The sequence below is a fragment of the Klebsiella sp. KTE92 genome, assembly GCF_000398905.1.
Taxonomy (GTDB): Bacteria; Pseudomonadota; Gammaproteobacteria; order Enterobacterales; family Enterobacteriaceae; genus Klebsiella; species Klebsiella variicola.
Genome location: NZ_KB976100.1, coordinates 385759 through 405570 on the forward strand (window position 1 = coordinate 385759; position 19812 = coordinate 405570).

Annotated in this window: 20 protein-coding genes and 1 pseudogene; 14 read left to right on the forward strand and 7 right to left on the reverse strand. The window is 58.8% G+C overall.

All coding sequences use genetic code 11. The features are described 5' to 3' along the window. Window positions 1-170 precede the first annotated feature (170 nt). Window positions 171-286 (forward strand): annotated as a pseudogene (locus tag A1WC_RS27755) (hypothetical protein). Window positions 287-619: 333 nt separating this feature from the next. Here A1WC_RS27755 and yjgA read toward each other — a convergent pair. Continuing rightward, window positions 620-1171, reverse strand: coding sequence for a ribosome biogenesis factor YjgA (gene yjgA / locus A1WC_RS23055; protein ID WP_004177664.1), 552 nt, complete (start codon window positions 1169-1171; stop codon window positions 620-622). A 95-nt stretch (window positions 1172-1266) separates the two neighbouring features. Between yjgA and pmbA the strand changes: the two genes are divergently transcribed. Both pmbA and cybC read left to right on the forward strand, forming a co-directional pair. After that, a complete protein-coding gene (gene pmbA / locus A1WC_RS23050) occupies window positions 1267-2619 on the forward strand; it encodes a metalloprotease PmbA (RefSeq protein WP_008807141.1) in 1353 nt (450 codons plus the stop codon). Between the two features lie 36 nt (window positions 2620-2655). Then, entirely contained in the window at window positions 2656-3042 is a 387-nt protein-coding gene (gene cybC / locus A1WC_RS23045) for a cytochrome b562 (protein WP_002886893.1), read from the forward strand. A 54-nt stretch (window positions 3043-3096) separates the two neighbouring features. Here the strand turns inward: cybC and A1WC_RS27760 are convergent, their stop codons facing one another. Further along, window positions 3097-3228, reverse strand: coding sequence for a hypothetical protein (locus A1WC_RS27760; RefSeq protein ID WP_012543089.1), 132 nt, complete (start codon window positions 3226-3228; stop codon window positions 3097-3099). 103 nt (window positions 3229-3331) lie between these two features. Between A1WC_RS27760 and A1WC_RS23040 the strand changes: the two genes are divergently transcribed. The 10 genes from A1WC_RS23040 to A1WC_RS22995 all read left to right on the forward strand — a co-directional run bounded on the left by A1WC_RS23040 (window position 3332) and on the right by A1WC_RS22995 (window position 12100). Next, window positions 3332-3670: a PRD domain-containing protein gene (locus tag A1WC_RS23040; protein ID WP_008807140.1), complete on the forward strand. Its 339-nt coding sequence runs from the start codon at window positions 3332-3334 to the stop codon at window positions 3668-3670. Window positions 3671-3680: 10 nt separating this feature from the next. Next, on the forward strand, window positions 3681-4043 hold the full coding sequence (locus A1WC_RS23035; RefSeq protein ID WP_004206501.1) for an SFCGS family glycine-rich protein: 363 nt from the start codon (window positions 3681-3683) through the stop codon (window positions 4041-4043). A gap of 2 nt (window positions 4044-4045) precedes the next feature. Continuing rightward, window positions 4046-4345: a DUF4312 family protein gene (locus A1WC_RS23030; RefSeq protein WP_004206503.1), complete on the forward strand. Its 300-nt coding sequence runs from the start codon at window positions 4046-4048 to the stop codon at window positions 4343-4345. Between the two features lie 21 nt (window positions 4346-4366). Continuing rightward, a complete protein-coding gene (locus tag A1WC_RS23025) occupies window positions 4367-5143 on the forward strand; it encodes a DUF4311 domain-containing protein (RefSeq protein WP_002886897.1) in 777 nt (258 codons plus the stop codon). A gap of 13 nt (window positions 5144-5156) precedes the next feature. Beyond that, window positions 5157-5801: a DUF4310 family protein gene (locus A1WC_RS23020; protein WP_004152267.1), complete on the forward strand. Its 645-nt coding sequence runs from the start codon at window positions 5157-5159 to the stop codon at window positions 5799-5801. Between the two features lie 113 nt (window positions 5802-5914). Then, window positions 5915-7048, forward strand: a complete 1134-nt coding sequence (locus A1WC_RS23015; protein WP_016160166.1) for an amidohydrolase/deacetylase family metallohydrolase — start codon at window positions 5915-5917, stop codon at window positions 7046-7048. Beyond that, window positions 7032-8150, forward strand: coding sequence for a DgaE family pyridoxal phosphate-dependent ammonia lyase (locus A1WC_RS23010; RefSeq protein ID WP_016160167.1), 1119 nt, complete (start codon window positions 7032-7034; stop codon window positions 8148-8150). The genes A1WC_RS23015 and A1WC_RS23010 overlap by 17 nt, the downstream gene beginning before the upstream one ends. After that, window positions 8147-8887, forward strand: a complete 741-nt coding sequence (gene dagF / locus A1WC_RS23005; RefSeq protein ID WP_008807137.1) for a 2-dehydro-3-deoxy-phosphogluconate aldolase — start codon at window positions 8147-8149, stop codon at window positions 8885-8887. Before A1WC_RS23010 ends, dagF begins: the two co-directional genes overlap by 4 nt. Window positions 8888-9012: 125 nt before the next feature. Next, window positions 9013-10167, forward strand: a complete 1155-nt coding sequence (locus A1WC_RS23000; protein WP_012969087.1) for a lactonase family protein — start codon at window positions 9013-9015, stop codon at window positions 10165-10167. A gap of 22 nt (window positions 10168-10189) precedes the next feature. Next, a complete protein-coding gene (locus A1WC_RS22995) occupies window positions 10190-12100 on the forward strand; it encodes a BglG family transcription antiterminator (protein WP_016160168.1) in 1911 nt (636 codons plus the stop codon). 17 nt (window positions 12101-12117) lie between these two features. Here A1WC_RS22995 and nrdG read toward each other — a convergent pair whose 3' ends face one another. The 5 genes from nrdG to treR all read right to left on the reverse strand — a co-directional run bounded on the left by nrdG (window position 12118) and on the right by treR (window position 19561). Continuing rightward, window positions 12118-12582 carry an anaerobic ribonucleoside-triphosphate reductase-activating protein gene (gene nrdG / locus A1WC_RS22990; protein WP_012969085.1) on the reverse strand — a complete coding sequence of 155 codons (465 nt, stop codon included), beginning with the start codon at window positions 12580-12582 and terminating at the stop codon, window positions 12118-12120. Window positions 12583-12831: 249 nt separating this feature from the next. Next, entirely contained in the window at window positions 12832-14970 is a 2139-nt protein-coding gene (gene nrdD, locus A1WC_RS22985) for an anaerobic ribonucleoside-triphosphate reductase (RefSeq protein WP_008807133.1), read from the reverse strand. Window positions 14971-15355: 385 nt separating this feature from the next. Beyond that, window positions 15356-17011 carry an alpha,alpha-phosphotrehalase gene (gene treC / locus A1WC_RS22980; RefSeq protein WP_016160169.1) on the reverse strand — a complete coding sequence of 552 codons (1656 nt, stop codon included), beginning with the start codon at window positions 17009-17011 and terminating at the stop codon, window positions 15356-15358. A gap of 51 nt (window positions 17012-17062) precedes the next feature. Next, on the reverse strand, window positions 17063-18481 hold the full coding sequence (gene treB, locus A1WC_RS22975; protein WP_008807131.1) for a PTS trehalose transporter subunit IIBC: 1419 nt from the start codon (window positions 18479-18481) through the stop codon (window positions 17063-17065). Between the two features lie 132 nt (window positions 18482-18613). Beyond that, on the reverse strand, window positions 18614-19561 hold the full coding sequence (treR, locus tag A1WC_RS22970; protein ID WP_008807130.1) for a trehalose operon repressor TreR: 948 nt from the start codon (window positions 19559-19561) through the stop codon (window positions 18614-18616). A gap of 179 nt (window positions 19562-19740) precedes the next feature. Between treR and mgtL the strand changes: the two genes are divergently transcribed. Then, window positions 19741-19794, forward strand: coding sequence for a mgtA regulatory leader peptide MgtL (gene mgtL, locus A1WC_RS28485; protein ID WP_219340445.1), 54 nt, complete (start codon window positions 19741-19743; stop codon window positions 19792-19794). The last annotated feature ends 18 nt before the right edge of the window (window positions 19795-19812 follow it).

The following is a 19812-nucleotide window of genomic DNA, read 5'->3' on the forward strand; positions in this document are numbered from 1 at the left end:
TGCTGAATCGATTGTGTCATTGACGTGTGAAATCTACCGGCATGGGGGTGATTAAAATGTGAAGCGCCTCACCTGGTGAGAAAGTGGCCGTTTTTATGATGTTAAATGAGATGAAAGTCGTATTATTTTGCTAAGTAATGCGTATTTATCACCAGGATATGTGATCTACATTGTTTTTAGCTTTAACGATTCAGCTTGGCGACAAGGCAAAAAACAAACGTATCGTCGTGCGGATGAGGGGCCCCAGGCGATACGGAGGGTACATCCCTGCTGGCGCAAACCTTAGAACTGGGGTGAAGGTAGGCCGGATAAGGCGTTAGCCGCCATCCGGCACAATGACGGGAACGGAGCATGGTACAGCTTGCCCGGCGGCGCTGCGCTTGCGCGGGCCTACGAAACAGAGTAACCGGTTGATATACAGGGCTCCGTAGGCCGGATAAGGCGTTAGCCGTCATCCGGCACAACGACGGGAACGGAGTCTGGTACAGGTTGCCCGGCGGCGCTGTGCTTGCGCGGGCCTACGAAACAGAGTAACCGGTTGATATACAGGGCTCCGTAGCCCGGATAAGGCGCAACGCGCCGCCATCCGGGAGAATATTGCGGGCAAAAACAGCGGGACTTAGCCTTCGTTTTCCGCCAGTTCACGCAGATACTGGAAGATCAGGCGCGCCGATTTCGGCGGCTTGTTGCCTTCTTTCTCTTTCTTCGCATTGCGGATCAGCGAACGCAGCTGCTGACGGTCAGCATCTGGCCACAGGTTCAGCACTTCAGCGACAGCGTCATCCCCATCGTCAATCAGTCGGTCGCGGATCTGCTCCAGCTTGTGGAACAGCGCAACCTGCTGGTTGTGACGGTTTTTCAGCTTGTCCAGCGCCTGACGAATCGGATCGACATCGCGGTTGCGCAGCATCTTACCGATAAGCTGCAGCTGGCGGCGGCGACCCTCTTTTTTGATTCGCTGGGCGAGTTCGATGGCGTCGCGCAGGTCAGTATCCAGCGGAATTTTATCCAGCGCGTTTTTCCCCAGGTCAACGAGTTCCGCGCCAAGACGCTTCAGTTCTTCCGCGTCGCGCTTAATTTCACTCTTACTGACCCAGATGATTTCATCATCTTCATCTTCAACGTCATCACCGGGCACGTCGTCGAGCCAGTCTTCGGGCTGCTTTGTCATCTCAGGCTCCTTAAAAAAAGAGGCTAATGTTACCAGTTAAGGCGCGCACTGAAAAACGGTTCTCTGTTAGACTTCAGTTAACTCCTTCTTACATTATGGCATTAGCAATGAAAGTCATCTCTCAAGTTGCACAGCAGCGTAAGACGCTGGAAGAAGCCGTTACCACGGCACTGGAACTGGCGGCAGGTAAATCTGACGGTGCGGAAGTCTCCGTCAGCAAAACGACGGGCATCGGCGTCAGCACCCGCTATGGCGAAGTGGAGAATGTAGAATTCAATAGCGATGGGGCGTTAGGCATTACGGTTTACCATCAGAACCGCAAGGGCAGCGCCTCTTCCACCGATCTTAGCCCGGACGCCATCGCCCGCACCGTACAGGCGGCGCTGGATATTGCGCGCTACACCTCCCCGGATCCGTTTGCCGGTGTGGCCGATAAAGAGCTGCTGGCCTTTGACGCCCCGGATCTGGACCTGTTCCACCCGGCGGAGGTCTCCCCGGACGAAGCCATCGAACTGGCCGCCCGCGCGGAGCAAGCGGCGCTGAAGGCCGATAAACGCATCACCAACACCGAAGGCGGCAGCTTTAACAGCCACTACGGCATCAAAGTGTTCGGTAACAGTCACGGCATGCTGCAAAGTTACTGCTCGACTCGCCATTCGCTCTCCAGCTGCGTCATCGCGGAAGATGATGGCGATATGGAGCGCGACTACGCCTACACCATTGGCCGGGCGATCGAGGATCTGCAGTCCCCGGAATGGGTCGGGGAAGAGTGCGCTCGCCGCACCCTGTCGCGTCTGGCGCCGCGTAAGCTATCGACCATGAAGGCGCCGGTTATTTTCGCCAACGAAGTGGCGACCGGGCTGTTTGGCCACCTGGTCGGAGCGATTGCCGGTGGTTCGGTATACCGCAAATCCACCTTCCTGCTCGATTCGCTGGGCAAACAAATTTTGCCAGAGTGGCTGACCATCGAAGAGCATCCTCACCTGCTGAAAGGGCTGGCCTCCACGCCGTTCGACAGCGAAGGCGTGCGCACCGAGCGTCGTGACATCATCAAAGACGGCGTGCTGACCCAGTGGCTGCTGACCAACTACTCGGCGCGTAAGCTGGGGATGAAAAGCACCGGCCACGCCGGGGGCATCCACAACTGGCGCATTAACGGCCGCGGCCTGAGTTTTGCAAAGATGCTTAAAGAGATGGGCACCGGTCTTGTGGTTACCGAACTGATGGGGCAGGGTGTCAGTGGCGTCACCGGCGACTACTCACGCGGCGCATCCGGCTTCTGGGTAGAAAACGGCGAAATTCAATATCCTGTCAGTGAGATCACCATTGCAGGAAATCTGAAAGAAATGTGGCGTAATATCGTGACCATTGGCGATGATATTGAAACGCGCAGCAACATTCAGTGCGGTTCTGTGCTGCTGCCGGAGATGAAAATCGCCGGGCAATAACACCTGTTTGCTTAAATAATAAAAAGGAAGTGAGCAATGCGTAAAAAACTGTTAGCGATGCTGGCTGTCTCTGCTTTTGCGCTCGGTTCAGCGTCGGCCTTCGCCGACCTGGGCGAAGACATGGACACTCTGGCAGAAAACCTGCAAGTGGTACAGAAGACCTCCGACGCCGGCGAGCTGAAAGCGGCGCTGAATAAGATGCGTACCGCCGCGGTCGATGCCCAGAAAGAGACCCCGCCGAAGCTGGAAGGCAAAGCGGCCGACAGCGCTGAGATGAAAGATTACCGTCATGGTCTGGATATTCTGATCGGCCAGATCGACGGTGCGCTGAAGCTGGCGAACGAAGGCAAGGTGAAAGAGGCGCAGGCCGCCGCGGAGGAGTTTAAAACCACCCGCAACACCTACCATAAGAAGTACCGCTAACCGTTCTTTTCGGGAGGCATCAGCCGATGCCTCCCGCCTGAAAGCCTACCGATATCACATTTTTCCACTCTCTTTTTCCGGCCTTTCCGCTGCCGCGGGCGCCTTGTCCACGCTCATTGTTGTGATACATCTCACGTCATAGCCGTCGTTTTTGCCTTTTCCCTGTGAATATGTGGGGTCGATCACGCCTGCCGTCTCCCTTTCCACTTCGAAGTGGAAAACAACTCGCTACAAACTCCCATCCCCCGGCGCTACCTTGATTTCCAGAGACATCAGCGGGGTATCAGAAGTGAATAACGGAGCGGTAATACACGACGAAGGGGAGCAGGCAGCGCAGACCGAACGGCTGGCTGACAAGATGCTGCAGCAGGTTTACGCCTTGTTAAACCGTCACGGCATCGTCCCTAACGACGTTCAGGAGCAAATGCTGACTTCCCACGTGCGGGCCATGGCCCACCGGTCAATCAGTGGTGAACCGCTGCCGGAAGTGGATGCCAGCCTGTTCGAAGAGATTTCACCAGATTCAATGACGCTGGCCCGCGAAGTGGTCGCGCAGTTCGGCAACCTGCCCGATGAAGAGGCCTGGCTGCTGTCCGTCCATTTCGAAGTCGCAAAAGAAAACCTGTAAGGAGCAAAACATGGAACAAATCACCGTAGTCATTGGCGACCGTCTGGGTAAAGGCCAAAAAGTCGCTGCAGGCGCTGAGAAAGCGGGCGCACGTGCTGTGGTCGTCCCTGGCGTTGCTGCCGATATGAAGCTTGGCGACATGATGAAAGCGGAAAACGCTACCTTCGGCATCTCCTTCTGCGGCAGCGGCGGCGCCGGGGCCATCACCGCCCAGACCAAATACGGCTACAAAGCGAAATATGGCATGCGTTCGGTGGAAGAGGGCGTCACTGCCATCAACGAAGGGTGCAACGTGCTGGGCTTCGGCTTTATGGATAAAGAAGAGCTGGGCGAGCGCCTGGTAGAAGCCTGGAAAAAGAAATACGGCGCATAAGTATGAAAGAGCAATTCACCACCACGGTGAGGGTTGCCGGCAAAGGCGAAAGCAAATCACGGGCCTTCGCCGATGCCCTGAACCATGTGCAGGCTGCGGTGATGAAAACCTCATCGCACATTCTGCTGCGTATTGAGCCACAGGACGTGACGGTTGTTCATGCGCGCGAAGCGGTACGAAAAGAGGCCTTCCTGTTCTTCTTTTTGCGCCGTGAACGACGGACCTACAGCGTGGAGCTGGACGTCACCGTCAACGTGACCGCCATCGATCTCGATAAAGTGGATTTCGTCACGCAAACCTGATTGTTAGCAAAGGGTCTGACTATGTTCCTGATAATTTTAATAAAATCGCTCATCATCGGCGGCCTGGTCGGCGTCGGCGTGGGCGCCGGAGCGGCACGCATGTTTCACGCCCCTACCACCCAGGGGATGGGGGCGTTTCGAACCCTGGGCGAGCTGAATTCCTGCGAAGGCGATCCGGCTTCCCACTTCTCCTTTGGCCTCGGTTTCTTCTTTAACGCCTGGGCCTCTTCCGTGGCAGCAGGCTCCTTCACCCAGGATGTTGACCACCGCATTATCCCCAACTGGGGCGCGGCGGCGCTAATGCTGAAAAATCGTAACGTCGGCGAAACGCTGCACGATCCGAAAAAAATGGCCATCTCCTGCGGCATCATCGGCATGATTGTCGTCGCCTTCCTCAACCTCACCGCCTCGTCCGTACCGGAAGCGCTGCAGGTGACCGCGGTTAAGGTCCTGGTGCCGGCGGCAAACCTGCTGGTGAACACCGTGATGCCGGTGATCTTCTGGCTGGCGGCTATCGATGCCGGTAAGAAATCAGGCTTCTGGGCGACGATTTTCGGCGGCGCCGCGCAGCTGATTATGGGTAACGCCGTACCGGGTCTGGTGCTGGGGATCCTGATCGGTAAAGGCGTCGAAGAGAGCGGCTGGAACCGGGTGACTAAAGTGATGATGGTGGCCATCGTCGCGCTGTTTGTCCTCAGCGGCTTCTTCCGCGGCTTCGACATGAAGATGATCGAATCCTTCCATCTGACCGTGCCGAACTGGCTGGACATGATCCACAACTCACTCAGCGGCAAGTAACGGGAGCCTGATAATGGAACAGAATAAAGGTTTTTGGTATGCCGACTGGTCGTTCCCGATCTTTGTTGGCCTGCTCTCCTCCGGCGTCTTCGCCGGGACGCACATGTACTACCTGTACGGCATCGGCGCCTTTAACGAAGTGGCCTTCGTGGCCATGCTGAAGTCGGGGATTGATACCGGCGTTTACGGCGCGGTGGCGGCGTTTGGCGCCAGCTTCCTGTTCGCCCGCATCATCGAAGGGTCGCTGGTGGGGATCCTCGATATCGGCGGAGCGATACAGACCGGTATCGGTCTTGGCGTACCGGCGCTGCTGCTCGGCGCGGGCTTTGTCTTCCCGGTGGCGAACTTCGCCGCCTCGCTGGTCACCGGCCTGGTCCTTGGTCTGGCAGTGGGTTACATCATCATTCTGGCGCGTAAGTTCACCATTAACCAGAGCGATTCCACTTACGGCGCCGACGTGATGATGGGGGCCGGTAATGCCTCCGGCCGCTTCCTCGGTCCTTTGATTATCCTCAGCGCGATGACCGCCTCGATTCCTATCGGGATTGGCTCGCTGGTTGGCGCACTGCTGTTCTACATCTGGCAGAAACCGATCACCGGCGGCGCCATCCTCGGCGCGATGATCCTCGGCTCCATCTTCCCGGTGGCGATTAGCTAATCGCCCGATGGCGCTGCGCTTATCGGGCCTACACGTCAGCGCGATTGGTAGGCCGGATAAGGCGGTACGCCGCCATCCGGCAACAGATTCACCCTTTTCATCAGGAGATAGCTATGTTTGATTTACTCCTGCGCCGTGCGCGCCTCGTCGACGATACCCTGACTGATATCGCCATCCAGGACGGGAAAATCGCGGCGCTGGGCGAGATTAGCGCGCCCTCCCGCAACACCCTCGATCTGCACGGCAACAGCTACGTCAGCGCCGGCTGGATTGACTCCCACGTTCACTGCTACCCGAATTCGCCGATTTATCACGATGAGCCGGACAGCGTCGGCATCGCCACCGGCGTCACCACCGTGATTGATGCCGGCAGCACCGGCGCCGACGACGTCGATGACTTCTATCAACTGACCCGTAACGCGGCGACGGAAGTTTATGCGTTGCTCAATATCTCCCGCGTCGGGCTGATTGCGCAGAATGAACTGGCGAATATGGCCAATATCGACGCCGCTGCGGTGAAGCAGGCGGTGCAGCGTCATCCTGATTTTATCGTCGGCCTGAAGGCGCGGATGAGCAGCAGCGTCGTCGGCGAAAACGGCATTACGCCGCTGGCGCGCGCCAAGGCCATTCAGCAGGAAAACGGCGATCTGCCGCTGATGGTGCACATCGGCAATAACCCGCCGAACCTCGATGAAATCGCCGATCTGCTGAGCCGCGGCGACATCATTACCCACTGCTATAACGGCAAGCCGAACCGCATTCTGAATCCCGTCGGCGAACTGCGTAGCTCGATTACTCGCGCTCTGCAGCGCGGCGTGCGCCTCGACGTTGGGCACGGCACCGCCAGCTTCAGCTTTGAAGTGGCGCGGCGGGCGATTGCGCTGGGCATTCTGCCGCACACCATCAGCTCCGACATTTACTGCCGCAACCGTATCGACGGCCCGGTGCGCTCGCTGGCGCTGGTGATGTCGAAATTCCTCGCCATCGGCATGACCCTGCCGCAGGTCATTGCCTGCGTGACCGTCAGCGCCGCCGAGGGGCTGCGCCTGTCGCGTAAAGGGCGGCTGGAAGTGGGCTTCGACGCCGATTTAACGCTATTTCGCCTGGAGCACCGGCCCACGCTGCTGGTGGATGCCGAAAAAGAGAGCCTCCAGGCTGACAACATTCTGGTGCCGCTGGCCGCGATCCGCGCGGGCAAAGGCTATCTGACCGAACAAGGGAGCGCGGAACATGCCTTCGATTTTTGAGAAATACCATTTAAAACAGGTGATTAATACTTCGGGCCGCATGACGGCGCTGGGCGTTTCCACGCCGCGCCCGGAAGTGGTGGAAGCCGCGATGGCCGGTATGAACCAGTACTTTGAAATGAAAGACCTGGTGAATAAAACCGGCGAGTACATCGCCAGGTTGCTGGATGTGGAAGGGGCGACCGTTGTCTCCTGCGCGTCGGCGGGGATTGCCCAGTCGGTGGCGGCGGTGCTGGTGAAAGACAGCGACTGGCTGCTGGAGAACCTGCACGTTACGCCGATTGAGAATAACGAAATCGTGTTGCCGAAGGGCCACAACGTCAACTTCGGCGCGCCGGTTGGCACCATGGTGGCGCTGGGCGGCGGTAAGCTGGTGGAAGCGGGCTACGCCAACGAATGTTCCGCCCAACAGCTGGCGGCGGCAATCACCCCGCGCACCGCGGCGATCCTGTACATCAAATCCCACCACTGCGTACAGAAAAGCATGCTCAACGTCGCGCAGGCTGCGGAAGTGGCGCGCCAGCATGGCTTGCCGCTGATTGTCGATGCGGCGGCGGAAGAAGATCTGCAGTGCTACTACCGCATGGGCGCCGACCTGGTGATCTACAGCGGCGCAAAAGCCATTGAAGGGCCGACCAGCGGGCTGGTGATCGGCAAAACGCAGTACGTCGAGTGGGTTAAACGCCAGTCGATGGGGATTGGCCGGGCGATGAAAGTGGGTAAAGAGGGCATTCTCGGCCTGACCTGCGCCATTGAACACTACCTGACGGCGAGCAAAGAGAGCGGCGAGCAGATGGTGGCGAAGATGACGCCGTTTATCGAACAGCTCAACACGCTTAACGGCGTGACCGCCCGGGTGGTGTGGGATAGCGCGGGTCGCGATATCGCCCGCGCCGAAATCAAATTCAACGAAGCGGTGACCGGCGTGAAGACCGGCGATCTGGTTAACGCGCTGAAGCAGGGCGAATACGCCATCTACTTCCGCGGCTATAAAGCGAATGAAGGCATTATTGAAGCCGATGTCCGCAGCGTGAACGCGCAGCAGCTGGCGGTGGTTGCTCGCCGCATCGCGGAAGTGCTGAACAAGGAGAAACAAGCATGAAACTGACCCCAAACTTTTACCGTGATCGCGTGTGCCTGAACGTCCTGGCGGGCAGCAAAGACAACGCCCGCGAAATTTACGACGCGGCGGAAGGTCACGTCCTGGTCGGCGTGCTCTCCAAAAACTATCCGGATGTCGCCAGCGCGGTGGCTGATATGCGTGACTACGCGAAGCTTATTGATAACGCGCTCTCCGTCGGGCTGGGCGCAGGCGATCCAAACCAGTCGGCGATGGTGAGCGAGATTTCTCGCCAGGTGCAGCCGCAGCATGTCAACCAGGTCTTCACCGGCGTGGCTACCAGCCGCGCGCTGCTCGGGCAGAATGAGACCGTGGTGAATGGCCTGGTCTCGCCGACCGGTACGCCGGGAATGGTGAAGATCTCCACCGGCCCGCTGAGCAGCGGCGCGGCGGATGGCATTGTGCCGCTGGAAACCGCCATCGCGCTGCTGAAAGACATGGGCGGCAGCTCCATCAAATACTTCCCGATGGGCGGCCTGAAGCACCGCGCCGAATTCGAAGCCGTCGCCAAAGCCTGCGCTGCGCACGATTTCTGGCTGGAACCGACCGGCGGTATCGATCTGGACAACTACAGCGAGATCCTGAAAATCGCTCTCGATGCCGGGGTGAGCAAAATCATCCCGCATATCTACAGCTCGATTATCGATAAAGCCAGCGGCAACACCCGCCCGGCCGATGTGCGCCAGCTGCTGGAGATGACTAAACAGTTAGTGAAGTAGTGCTATTGCCGCTCATCCTAACTTTCTCCCGGAGGGAGAGGGAACCATCTGGTTTTCTCCCTCTCCCTTTGGGAGAGGGCCGGGGTGAGAGGCAACTTATCCCACCGAACCATCAAGGAGTTGCTATGCCTGTCGCTCGTCATCTGCTTGTCGCTTCACTGTCCCTGTTTGCCGCCGCCGCGGGCGCCGCGCAAACCCACTATGCCTGGGTAGGTACCTATAATCCCAATGGCGAAGGTCTGTACCGCTTTACCGTCGATGCCAACACCGGCGCGCTGCGTGACAGGGCGCTGGTGAGCGCGTTGCCAAACGTCGCGCAGCTGACCGTGTCGCGCGATGGCAAAACGCTGTATGCCGCCAGTGAAGTCGAAAAAGGCGTCGTGCAGGCGTGGCGCATTGAGAAGAATGGCGAGCTGACCGCGCTCAGCCAGGTTGCCTCCGGCGGCGCCGGGCCGGTGTATCTCTCCCTGACGCCGGATGGTAAACATCTGCTGGTGGCCAACTACGTCAGCGGCAGTATCGCCGTGCTACCGGTGAAAGAAGATGGTAGCCTGGGCGAGGCAGTGGACAAGCATCAGGATGAAGGCCCGGCAGGCGCCGAACGCCCGGCGGCGGCCGTCGAGGGCAGCTTCGCCATCAGCGATCACAATGGCCCGCACGCCCATATGATCGCCGCCGATCCCAGCGGAAAATTTGTTTATTCCACCGATCTGGGGCTGGATCGGATCTATCAGTACCGGCTGGATAGCGACAGCGGCAAGCTGACGCCGAACGATCCGCCGTTCATCGCCGCTTCGTCGCCGGGCGCCGGCCCACGCCACTTCGTCTTTACGCCAAAGGGCGACGGCCTGTGGCTGATCAACGAAGAAGCGTCGACGCTGACTTTCTATCATCTGGATAAGCAAAGCGGCTTGCTGCGCGAAGGCAAAACCGTCTCCGCGCTGCCGAAAGAGTATAAGGGCACCAGCTTTGCCGCCGGTCTGGCGCTGAGCAACGATGGTAAGCAGCTGTATGTCGCCAACCGCCTGCATAACAGCATCGCCCACTTTACGGTGCAGGCCGACGGCCGCCTGAGCCACCAGGAGGATATCTGGACGCGTGGGGATTACCCCCGTACGCTGACCCTGGATAATCAGGGGCAGTGGCTGTACGTCATGAACCAGCGTAGCGATAATATTACCCGCTTCAGCGTGGCGCCGAAGGATGGCAAATTAACCTTTGCCTCCGACTACACGCCGGTTGGTAGCCCATCGCAGATGGTGATATCCGCCCAACCCTGAGCCGTAACCACAAGGAACTGACATGCGATTTCCCAACCAACGCTTAGCGCAACTCTTCACCCTGCTGCGGAATGAAACGCTGCCGCAGGATGAGCTGGCGCAGCGGCTGTCGGTTTCCACCCGTACTGTGCGCGCCGATATTACCGCCCTGAATGCGCTACTGGCGCAGTATGGCGCGCAGTTTATCCTCAACCGCGGCAGCGGTTATCAACTGAAAATTGATAACCCGGCGAGCTTTCAGGCGCTGGAGGAGACGGCGCCGAAGACGCAGCACGTGCCGCGAACCGCCCAGGATCGCATCACGTTTCTGCTGGTGCGCTTCCTGACGTCGGCGTTCTCCATCAAGCTGGAAGATCTGGCGGATGAGTGGTTCGTCAGCCGCGCGACGCTGCAAAATGATATGGTCGAGGTGCGTGAGCGCTTCCAGCGCTATCAGCTTACCCTTGAAACCCGCCCTCGCCACGGCATGAAGCTGTTTGGTAGCGAGGTGTCGATTCGCGCCTGCCTGACCGATCTGCTGTGGGAGCAGGCCCAACAGGGCGGTATCAATCCGTTGATCGGCGCCGAGGCGCTGGAGGCGGAAGTGCCTGCGCTGCTGGAGCCGATGCTGCAGGAGACGCTCACCCGGCACCATATTCGCCTCACTGATGTCGGTGAGCGCTTTATCTGCCTGTACGGCGCAGTGGTGGTGCGCCGCGTCAGCGAAGGCTATCCGCTGGCCGATTTCAGCGCCGAAGATGTGGCGCAAAACGTCCGCGACGCCGCGCGCGATTTGGCGGGAGAGCTACAGCGGCTGGCCGGAAAGCCCTTCTCGCCCGCTGAAGAAGAGTGGCTGTGCGTGCATCTCGCCGCCCGTCAGGTGCAGGACGTCGACCCGGAAACCATCAGCGCCGACGATGACGAAGCGCTGGTCAATTACATTCTGCGCTACATCAACAGCCAGTATAACTACAACCTGCTGGACGACGCCCAGCTGCACGCCGATCTGCTGACCCACATTAAGACCATGATCACCCGCGTGCGCTACCAGATCATGATCCCCAATCCGCTGCTGGATAACATCAAACAGCACTACCCGATGGCCTGGGATATGACCCTCGCCGCGGTCTCCAGCTGGGGGAAATATACTCCGTACACCATCAGCGAAAACGAAATCGGCTTTCTGGTGCTGCATATCGGCGTCGGGCTGGAGCGTCACTACAACATTGGCTACCAGCGTCAACCACAGGTGCTACTGGTCTGCGATACCAGCAATGCGATGGTACGGATGATCGAAGCGATCCTGCAGCGCAAATATCCGCAGCTGGAGATCGCCGCCACGATTTCCCAGCGCGAGTATGAACAGCGGGATGCGATCGAGGCGGATTTTGTTATCTCCACGGTGCGCATCAGCGAAAAAGACAAACCGGTGGTGACCATCGCGCCGTTTCCCACCGACTATCAGCTGGATCAGATTGGCAAGCTGGTGCTGGTGGATCGCACCCGTCCGTGGATGTTGAATAAGTACTTCGATGCCGCCCACTTCCGGGTGGTCGATAAGCCGATGGATCAGCAAACGCTGTTCGCTGAGCTGTGCCAGCAGCTGCTGGAGGAAGGCTTTGTTGACGCCGAGTTTCATGCTTCGGTGGTGGAGCGTGAGGCGATTGTCAGCACCATGCTCGGCGATGGCATTGCGCTGCCGCACTCCCTGGGACTGCTGGCCAAAAAGACGGTGGTTTATACGGTTATCGCCCCGCAGGGCATCGCCTGGGGCGACGAAACCGCCCATATCATTTTCCTGCTCGCCATCAGTAAGCGCGAGTACGAAGAGGCGATGGCGATCTACGATATTTTCGTGACTTTCCTGCGCGAGCGCGCCATGAGCCGCCTTGCCACGACCCGCAGCTTCAATGAGTTTAAAACGGTGGCGATGGAGTGCGTCAGCCGGTTTTGAGAGGCTGACGGAGGGGATTAACGCAAATGATGTACCACCTGGTTGCTGCTGCCGCGCCAGATCAGCGCCGGGTCTTTTAAATCCTGCACAAACTTACCGTCGACCAGCACGTTGATCAGGTTCACTACCTGCATCTGCGCCTCATTCAGCTCATCCAGTTTATAGCCGGTCCAGACCCAGATATCTTTGCCGGGGCATTCGGCGCGCACGCGCTGAACCAGCTTGAGGATCTCCGCGACGTTCTGCGGATGCAGCGGATCGCCGCCGGAGAGTGAAATCCCCTGGCGCTTGATGCGGGTATCGTTGAGGTCGGCAATGATGCGGTCGGCCATCTCAGCGGTAAACGGCATACCGGAGTTCACCCGCCAGGTGCTCTTGTTGTAGCAGCCTGGGCACTCGTGGACGCAGCCGGAAACAAACAGGGTGCAGCGGGTGCCGGGGCCGTTGACGATATCTACCGGGTAGTACTGATGGTAATTCATTTTTCGCTTCTCAATTAACGCCATAGCCGCGTTGGCTGCGCTCGCTCACCCCAGTCACGTACTGAATGTACGCTCCCGGGGATTCCCTCGTTTGCCGCCTTGCTCTGACGCTAATTGCTTTGCGAAAACGGAGGAATGCGGCCATTTCCCGGGTCGCGGCGTTCCGCCTTACCCGGGCTACCGGACGGTGCAAAACAGTAGCCCGGATAAGGCGCTGCGCGCCGCTATCCGGGAAAAGCGCATTGGTCTTTAACCGATTTGCCCATTGCCCAGGTGCTTAACGCGGCGCTTCACCTCTTCCTGCTTGCCGGCGTTGAACGGGCGCGCGTCCGGACTGCCGAGATAACCGCATACCCGACGAGTAACCGACACGCGAGCGGCATCGTGGTTACCGCATTTCGGGCAGGTAAAGCCCTTGCTGGTGCACTCGAACTCGCCGGTAAAACCGCACTCGTAGCATTCATCGATCGGCGTGTTGGTGCCGTAGTACGGCACGTGCTCATAGCTGTAATCCCACACGTCTTCCAGCGCCTTCAGGTTGTGCTGGATATTCGGGTACTCGCCGTAGCAAATGAAGCCGCCGTTGGCCAGCGGCGGGTACGGCGCTTCGAAATCGATCTTGTCGTACGGGTTGACCTTCTTCTCGACGTCAAGGTGGAAGCTGTTGGTGTAGTAGCCTTTATCGGTCACGCCCTCCACTATGCCAAACTCGGCGGTGTCGAGACGGCAGAAGCGGTCGCACAGGTTTTCGCTCGGCGTGCTGTACAGACTAAAGCCGTAGCCGGTTTCTTCCTTCCACACATCGACGGCGTCGCGCAGGCGCTGGACGATGGCCACACCTTTCTCACGCAGCGCCTCGCTGTCGTACATATGCTGATTACCGTACAGCGCATTGATGGTCTCATGGATACCGATGTAACCCAGTGAAATGGACGCGCGGCCGTTTTTGAAAATCTCGGAGACGTCATCGTCGGCTTTCAGCCGCACGCCGCAGGCCCCTTCCATATACAGGATCGGCGCCACGCGGGCCTTCACCCCTTCCAGACGGGCAATACGGGTCATCAGCGCTTTGCGCGCCAGCTGCAGGCGCTCGTCCAGCAGCGCCCAGAAGGCGGTTTCGTCGCCTTTCGCTTCCAGGGCGATACGCGGCAGGTTGAGGCTAATCACGCCGAGGTTATTGCGCCCGTCATGCACCTGTTCGCCGTTCTCGTTTTCCCACACCCCGAGGAAGCTGCGGCAGCCCATCGGCGTTTTAAACGACCCGGTGACTTTCACCACCTGATCGTAGTTGAGGATATCCGGGTACATGCGCTTGCTGGCGCACTCCAGCGCCAGCTGCTTGATGTCGTAGTTCGGATCGCCGAACTTATGGTTCAGACCGTCGCGAATGGCGAAGACCAGTTTCGGGAATACCGCGGTTTTGCGATTTTTACCGAGGCCAGCGATGCGGTTGCGCAGAATCGACTGCTGGATCAGGCGCGACTCCCAGCTAGTGCCGAGGCCAAAACCAAAGGTGACAAACGGCGTCTGACCGTTGGCGGTATGCAGCGTGTTGACTTCATACTCCAGCGACTGGAAGGCGTCGTAGCACTCTTTTTCGGTACGGGCGCGGGCATAGCCTTCGGCGTCCGGGATCTGCCACTCTTCGGCGATTTTACGATGCTTTTTGAAGCTTTCGGTGACGAACGGCGCCAGCACTTCATCGATACGGTTGATGGTGGTGCCGCCATAAATATGGCTGGCGACCTGGGCGATGATCTGCGCCGTCACCGCGGTGGCGGTAGAGATAGACTTCGGCGGCTCGATCTCCGCGTTGCCCATCTTAAAGCCCTGGGTCAGCATCCCTTTCAGATCGATCAGCATGCAGTTGAACATCGGGAAGAAGGGCGAGTAATCGAGGTCGTGATAGTGGATCATGCCGCGCTCATGGGCCATCACCACATCGTGGGGCAGCAGGTGCTGCCGCGCATAGTGCTTGGCGACGATACCAGCCAGCAGGTCGCGCTGGGTCGGGATGACTTTACTGTCCTTGTTGGCATTTTCGTTGAGCAGCGCGGAGTTGGTCTGCTCGACGAGGCCGCGGATCTCCTGATTGAGGCGGCCGCGCTTCTCGCGCTGGCTATCGCGGTCATGGCGATACTCAATGTAGGCGCGCGCCAGCTGCTTATAGGGGCCGGACATCAGCTGGTTTTCTACCGCAGTCTGGATCTCGTTGATGTCGACCTGGGCGCGGCCCTGCATTTGTTGGCTAACGACTTCTGCGACGGTGGCGCAATAGTCTGCGTCATCGACTCCCGCTGCTTTAGCTGCACGTAGAATTGCTTCCTGAATGCGCTCTGATTTGAACGGCACTTTACAGCCATCACGTTTCATCACATGCGGTGTCATGATCACTCCATATATAGAACAGGTTATCCACAGAGGCGGAGGTTATCCCGAAGGCGCTGCACGCTACGGCTCGTGCTGTTTGCCTTCAGATCCGGCCCGTTTTATCCACATCTCATCACCGCCAGACATCGACAAGATATGGTGACATAATAGACGATTAATACAACATGTAGGGCCGGGACGCATTTTAAGTTCTATATGTAGTGATTTGCATCAAAGATGTTTGCGATTTTATTGACCCAGAACAAGGTAAAAAGGTGAGAGTACGGATGATGGGCGCTGGCGATAAATGTAAATTTATCTGGCTGGAAAATAAGCAAAAATGCCTGGCATCCACCTCCGATGCCAGGCATTACGCTCCGGTTTCTGTCGGGCAAGAAGTACCTTACGCCTGCAGCCACCATACGGCTTCGAACGGCCGCAGCGTCAGACCGGTCGGGCGGGGCGTGGTTTCGGCATAGTTGCTGATGATCATCTTCCAGTCGCCCTGGGCTTCCTCTGGCTGCCAGGTCTGCAGGTCGCGGCTCAGGTTGGCGGCCACCACCAGCGTTTGCCCCTGCCACTGACGGCGATAACACCACAGCGACGGATGGTCCGGCAGGAGATCCTGGTAATCGCCCCAGGTCAGCAGTGGCAGGGTTTTGCGCAGCGTAATCAGTTGCTGATAGGCATAAAACACCGAATCGGGGTCCGCCAGCGCCGCCTCGACGTTGATCTCCCGGTAATTATCGCCAAGGCCGATCCACGGCTCACCGTCGCTGAAGCCGCCGTTCTCCCCGGCGTGCCATGGCATCGGCGTGCGGCTGTTGTCGCGCGACTTACTGGCGAGGATTGCCAGCAGTTCGTCCGGGCTTTGCCCCTGCGCTGCGCGTTCGATAAACATATTGTGGCTTTCGACGTCGCGATAGTCGCTGATGTTGCTGAAGTGCGGGTTGGTCATGCCGATCTCTTCGCCCTGGTAGATATAGGGCGTGCCCTGCATGCCGTGCAGCACCATCGCCAGCATCTTCGCCGCCGGCACCCGATACTCACCTTCGTCGCCAAAGCGCGACACGATGCGCGGCTGATCGTGGTTACACCAGAACAGCGCGTTCCACGCCCGATTGTGCATCCCCTGCTGCCAGTGGCGGAACAGCGCTTTCAGCGCCACATAGTCCGGGCGGGCGAGGGTCCATTTTTCACCGCCGGGATAATCGACCTTTAAATGGTGGAAGTTAAAGGTCATCGACAGCTCGCGGCCGTCCAGCGCGGCGTACTGCTGGCAGTGCTCCAGCGAGGTGGAGGACATCTCGCCGACGGTCATCAGGTTACGGGGAGTAAAGACATCGCGGCTCATCTCCTGCAGGAATTCATGCACCCGCGGGCCGTCAGTGTAGAAGCGGCGGCCATCACCCTCCGCATCGCAGGGGAAGGTCTGGTCTTTCGAGATCAGGTTGACGACGTCGAGGCGCAGACCGTCGACGCCGCGGTCGGCCCAGAATTCGCAGACCTTTTTCAGCTCAGCGCGTACCGCCGGGTTCTCCCAGTTGAGATCCGCCTGTTCAATGGCGAACAGGTGCAGATAATACTGCCCGCTGTCGGCGTGCCACTGCCAGGCGTTGCCGCCAAACTTGGAGCGCCAGTTGTTCGGCAGCGCGTCCGGTTCGCCGTCGCGCCAGATATAGAACTGCCGGTAGGGACTCTCCTTATTCAGCGACTGACGGAACCATTCATGCTCGGTCGAGGTATGGTTCAGTACCATATCCAGCACGATGCGGATACCACGGGCCTTCGCCTCCGCCACCAGGGCGTCAAAGTCGGCCATCGTGCCGTAGGAGGGATCGATAGCGGTGTAGTTCGCCACATCGTAGCCGTTATCCACCTGCGGTGAGACATAGAACGGCGTCAGCCAGATGGCGTCGACCCCAAGCTTCTGCAGATAGTCGAGGCGGGAAGTGACGCCGCGCAGATCGCCGGTACCGCTGCCGGTGGTATCCTGAAAACTCTTCGGATAGATTTGATAAATAACGCCGTTTTGCCACCAGTGGGGAAGATGATTCATAGTGCTTTCCTGCTGCAACGAGGGGCGCCAAAGGCGCCCCGAAAGAAGAAGTTAGACAATCTGCAAGGTGCCCTGACGGTACTTGCGCTGATACACCACGGTGGTCAGGATAATCGGCACCACCACCGCGATAGCCATCGCCATGGCGTACACCTGCCAGTAGGTTGGCTGGATGGAGAGGATGCCCGGCAGGCCGCCGACGCCGATGCCGTTCGCCAGCACGCCGTTCAGGCCGCACAGCAGGCCGGCGAGGCCGGAGCCGATCATCGCGCACAGCATCGGGAAGCGGTACTTCAGGTTGATACCGTACATCGCCGGTTCGGTAACCCCGAGGTAAGCAGAAATTGCCGCCGGCACCGAGATTTCACGTTCATTCTGTTTACGGCTGGCGATGATGATGCCGACCACCGCCGACGCCTGGGCAATGTTCGACAGCGCAATCAGCGGCCACACCGGGGTGCCGCCCATGCTCTGGATCATCTGCATATCGATAGCGAGGGTGGTCTGGTGGACACCGGTAATCACCAGCGGCGCGTAGAGGAAGCCGAACAGCGCGGCGCCGATTGGCGCGAAGCTGCCAGTTAACAGATGGCGTACCGCGAAGGCCACGCCGTCGCCGATCAGGCGGCCGAACGGACCGATAATGGCGTGCGCGAGGAACACCGCGAGGATCAGCGAGCAGACCGGGACAATGACCAGGTAGAGGTAGTCAGGCACGATGCGCTTGAGGCGCGTCTCGATAAAGCCGAGCGTCAGGCCCGCCAGCAAGGCCGGGATCACCTGCGCCTGGTAGCCGACTTTGGCAATCGTAAACAGGCCGAAGTTCCACACCTCCGGCACCTGCTGGCCGAGGAGATAGGCGTTCATCAGCTGCGGGGAAACCAGGGTGACGCCAAGAACGATCCCGAGGATCGGCGTGCCGCCCATCTTCTTCACCGCTGACCAGCAGATCCCCACCGGCAGATAGAAGAAGATCGCCTCGCCAATCAGCCACAGGAAGTCATAGATGGTTTTCAGCGACGGGTGCATCTGAGCCAGCGTCTGGCCGTTGCTCATGGGTAAGTCGCCGATGACGTTACGGAAACCGAGGATCAGACCGCCGCTGATCAGCGCCGGCAGCAGCGGGAAGAAGATCTCGGCAAAGTGCGAGATCAACTGCTCATGCCACTTCATATTTTGCCGCGCGGCCTGCTTGACCTGCTCTTTATCGGCGGAGGTCTGGCCGGTGGTGGCCAGCAGGGCCTTGTAGTAATCGCCCACCTCGGTGCCGATGACCACCTGGAACTGACCGGCGTTAGTGAAGCATCCCTTCACCATGCGCAGCTGTTCAATCTCTTTTGGTTTGGCGATGGCCGGGTCGTTCAGCACAAAGCGCAAACGGGTAATACAGTGGCTGACGGTGGCGATGTTGCCGCGTCCGCCCACCAGTTCGATCAGTTTATCGATGTCCTGCTGGTTTACTTTGCTCATGATGAAGCCTCAAAAACAGAGGGGGAGAGATGCCGTTTTTTACCTTGAGGGCATCCTAACCGTTCCGCTTGATTTGCAAAATGGGAACGTTCCCGAAACCCGGCGACGATCACATAAATCGTCCGAATGAGATTAATTCAGGGCGGCAGGAATCACGATCTGGCGGGGTTCGACGCTGCCGGCGATCTGCTCGATCAACTGCCGGGCGGCCCGGCGTCCGGACTCGGCATAGCCGGGATCGACGGTCAAGATTTCCGGGTGGAGAAACTTCATTAGCGGCGTGCTACCGACGCTGGCGAGCTGCAGCGCAGCGCGGCCCTGCTGCTGGAGGTACTTGCTGGCGCCGAGGGCGAGGGTATCCGTCGCGCAGACCAGGGCACTGGTTTCGGCCGTCAGCACGCTGGCGACGGTGTCATACCCCTGCTTCATGCCCAAGCCCGGCAGAGCGGCGGTGGGCGTCAGGCGATGCTTTTTACAGAAAGCGAGGTAGGCGAGATGGCGGCGTTCGCCGGTGGTGACGTCGCTGTGCGGGACGCCAAGAAAACTGATGTGGCGATGTCCGCGATCGTAGAGCCGCTGCATCAGCAGCGTGATGGCGCCTTCGTCGTCATAGCACACCGAGGCGAAACCGGGGGCGTCGCGGGCCATCAGCACCAGCGTATCGCGCCAGGGGGCGAGCATCGCCTCATCAATGCCGGTAAATCCGAACAGCACCACGCCGTCAATATTACGCCGGGCGAGCATGCCGAGATGCTCTTCAACCAGTCCCGGGGAGAACTGGCTCTCCATCATAATCGGATCGTAACCCTGTTCATAAAAGGCGGGCAGCATGGTCTGTACGGCAAGGTTTTCCGACAGGGAATCCAGACGGGTGACGATAATCGCCACCACTTTATCGCTCTGGCCGCGCATGGCGCGGGCGGAGCGGGAGGGGGAGAAACCGTGCTGCTGCATCACCGCTTCGACGCGCTCGCGGGTCCGTTCGCTGACCCCGCTCTCGTTGTTAAGGACGCGGGATACCGTCGATTTTCCTACGCCGCTTAAACGCGCGATATCTTTGATGGTCAGCCGGTTCTGCATGCGGAATTCTCGTCAGGGATGGTAGAAGTGAGCCTAATGCTACTCAACCAAACCGCAATGAGCAAAGTCTGGTTTACGTTCGGTTTAGTTGCGCGGGCTTATCATCGCCATAAATGCCACACATGTCTCAACGAGCGCGCTATAATCCGCGCCGTTTATATTCACTTACCGGAGAATTTATGGACCCCGATCCCACTCCTCATCCTCGATGGAGCAACCTTTCTTTCCGGTAAGCCTGTTTAACACTGCTT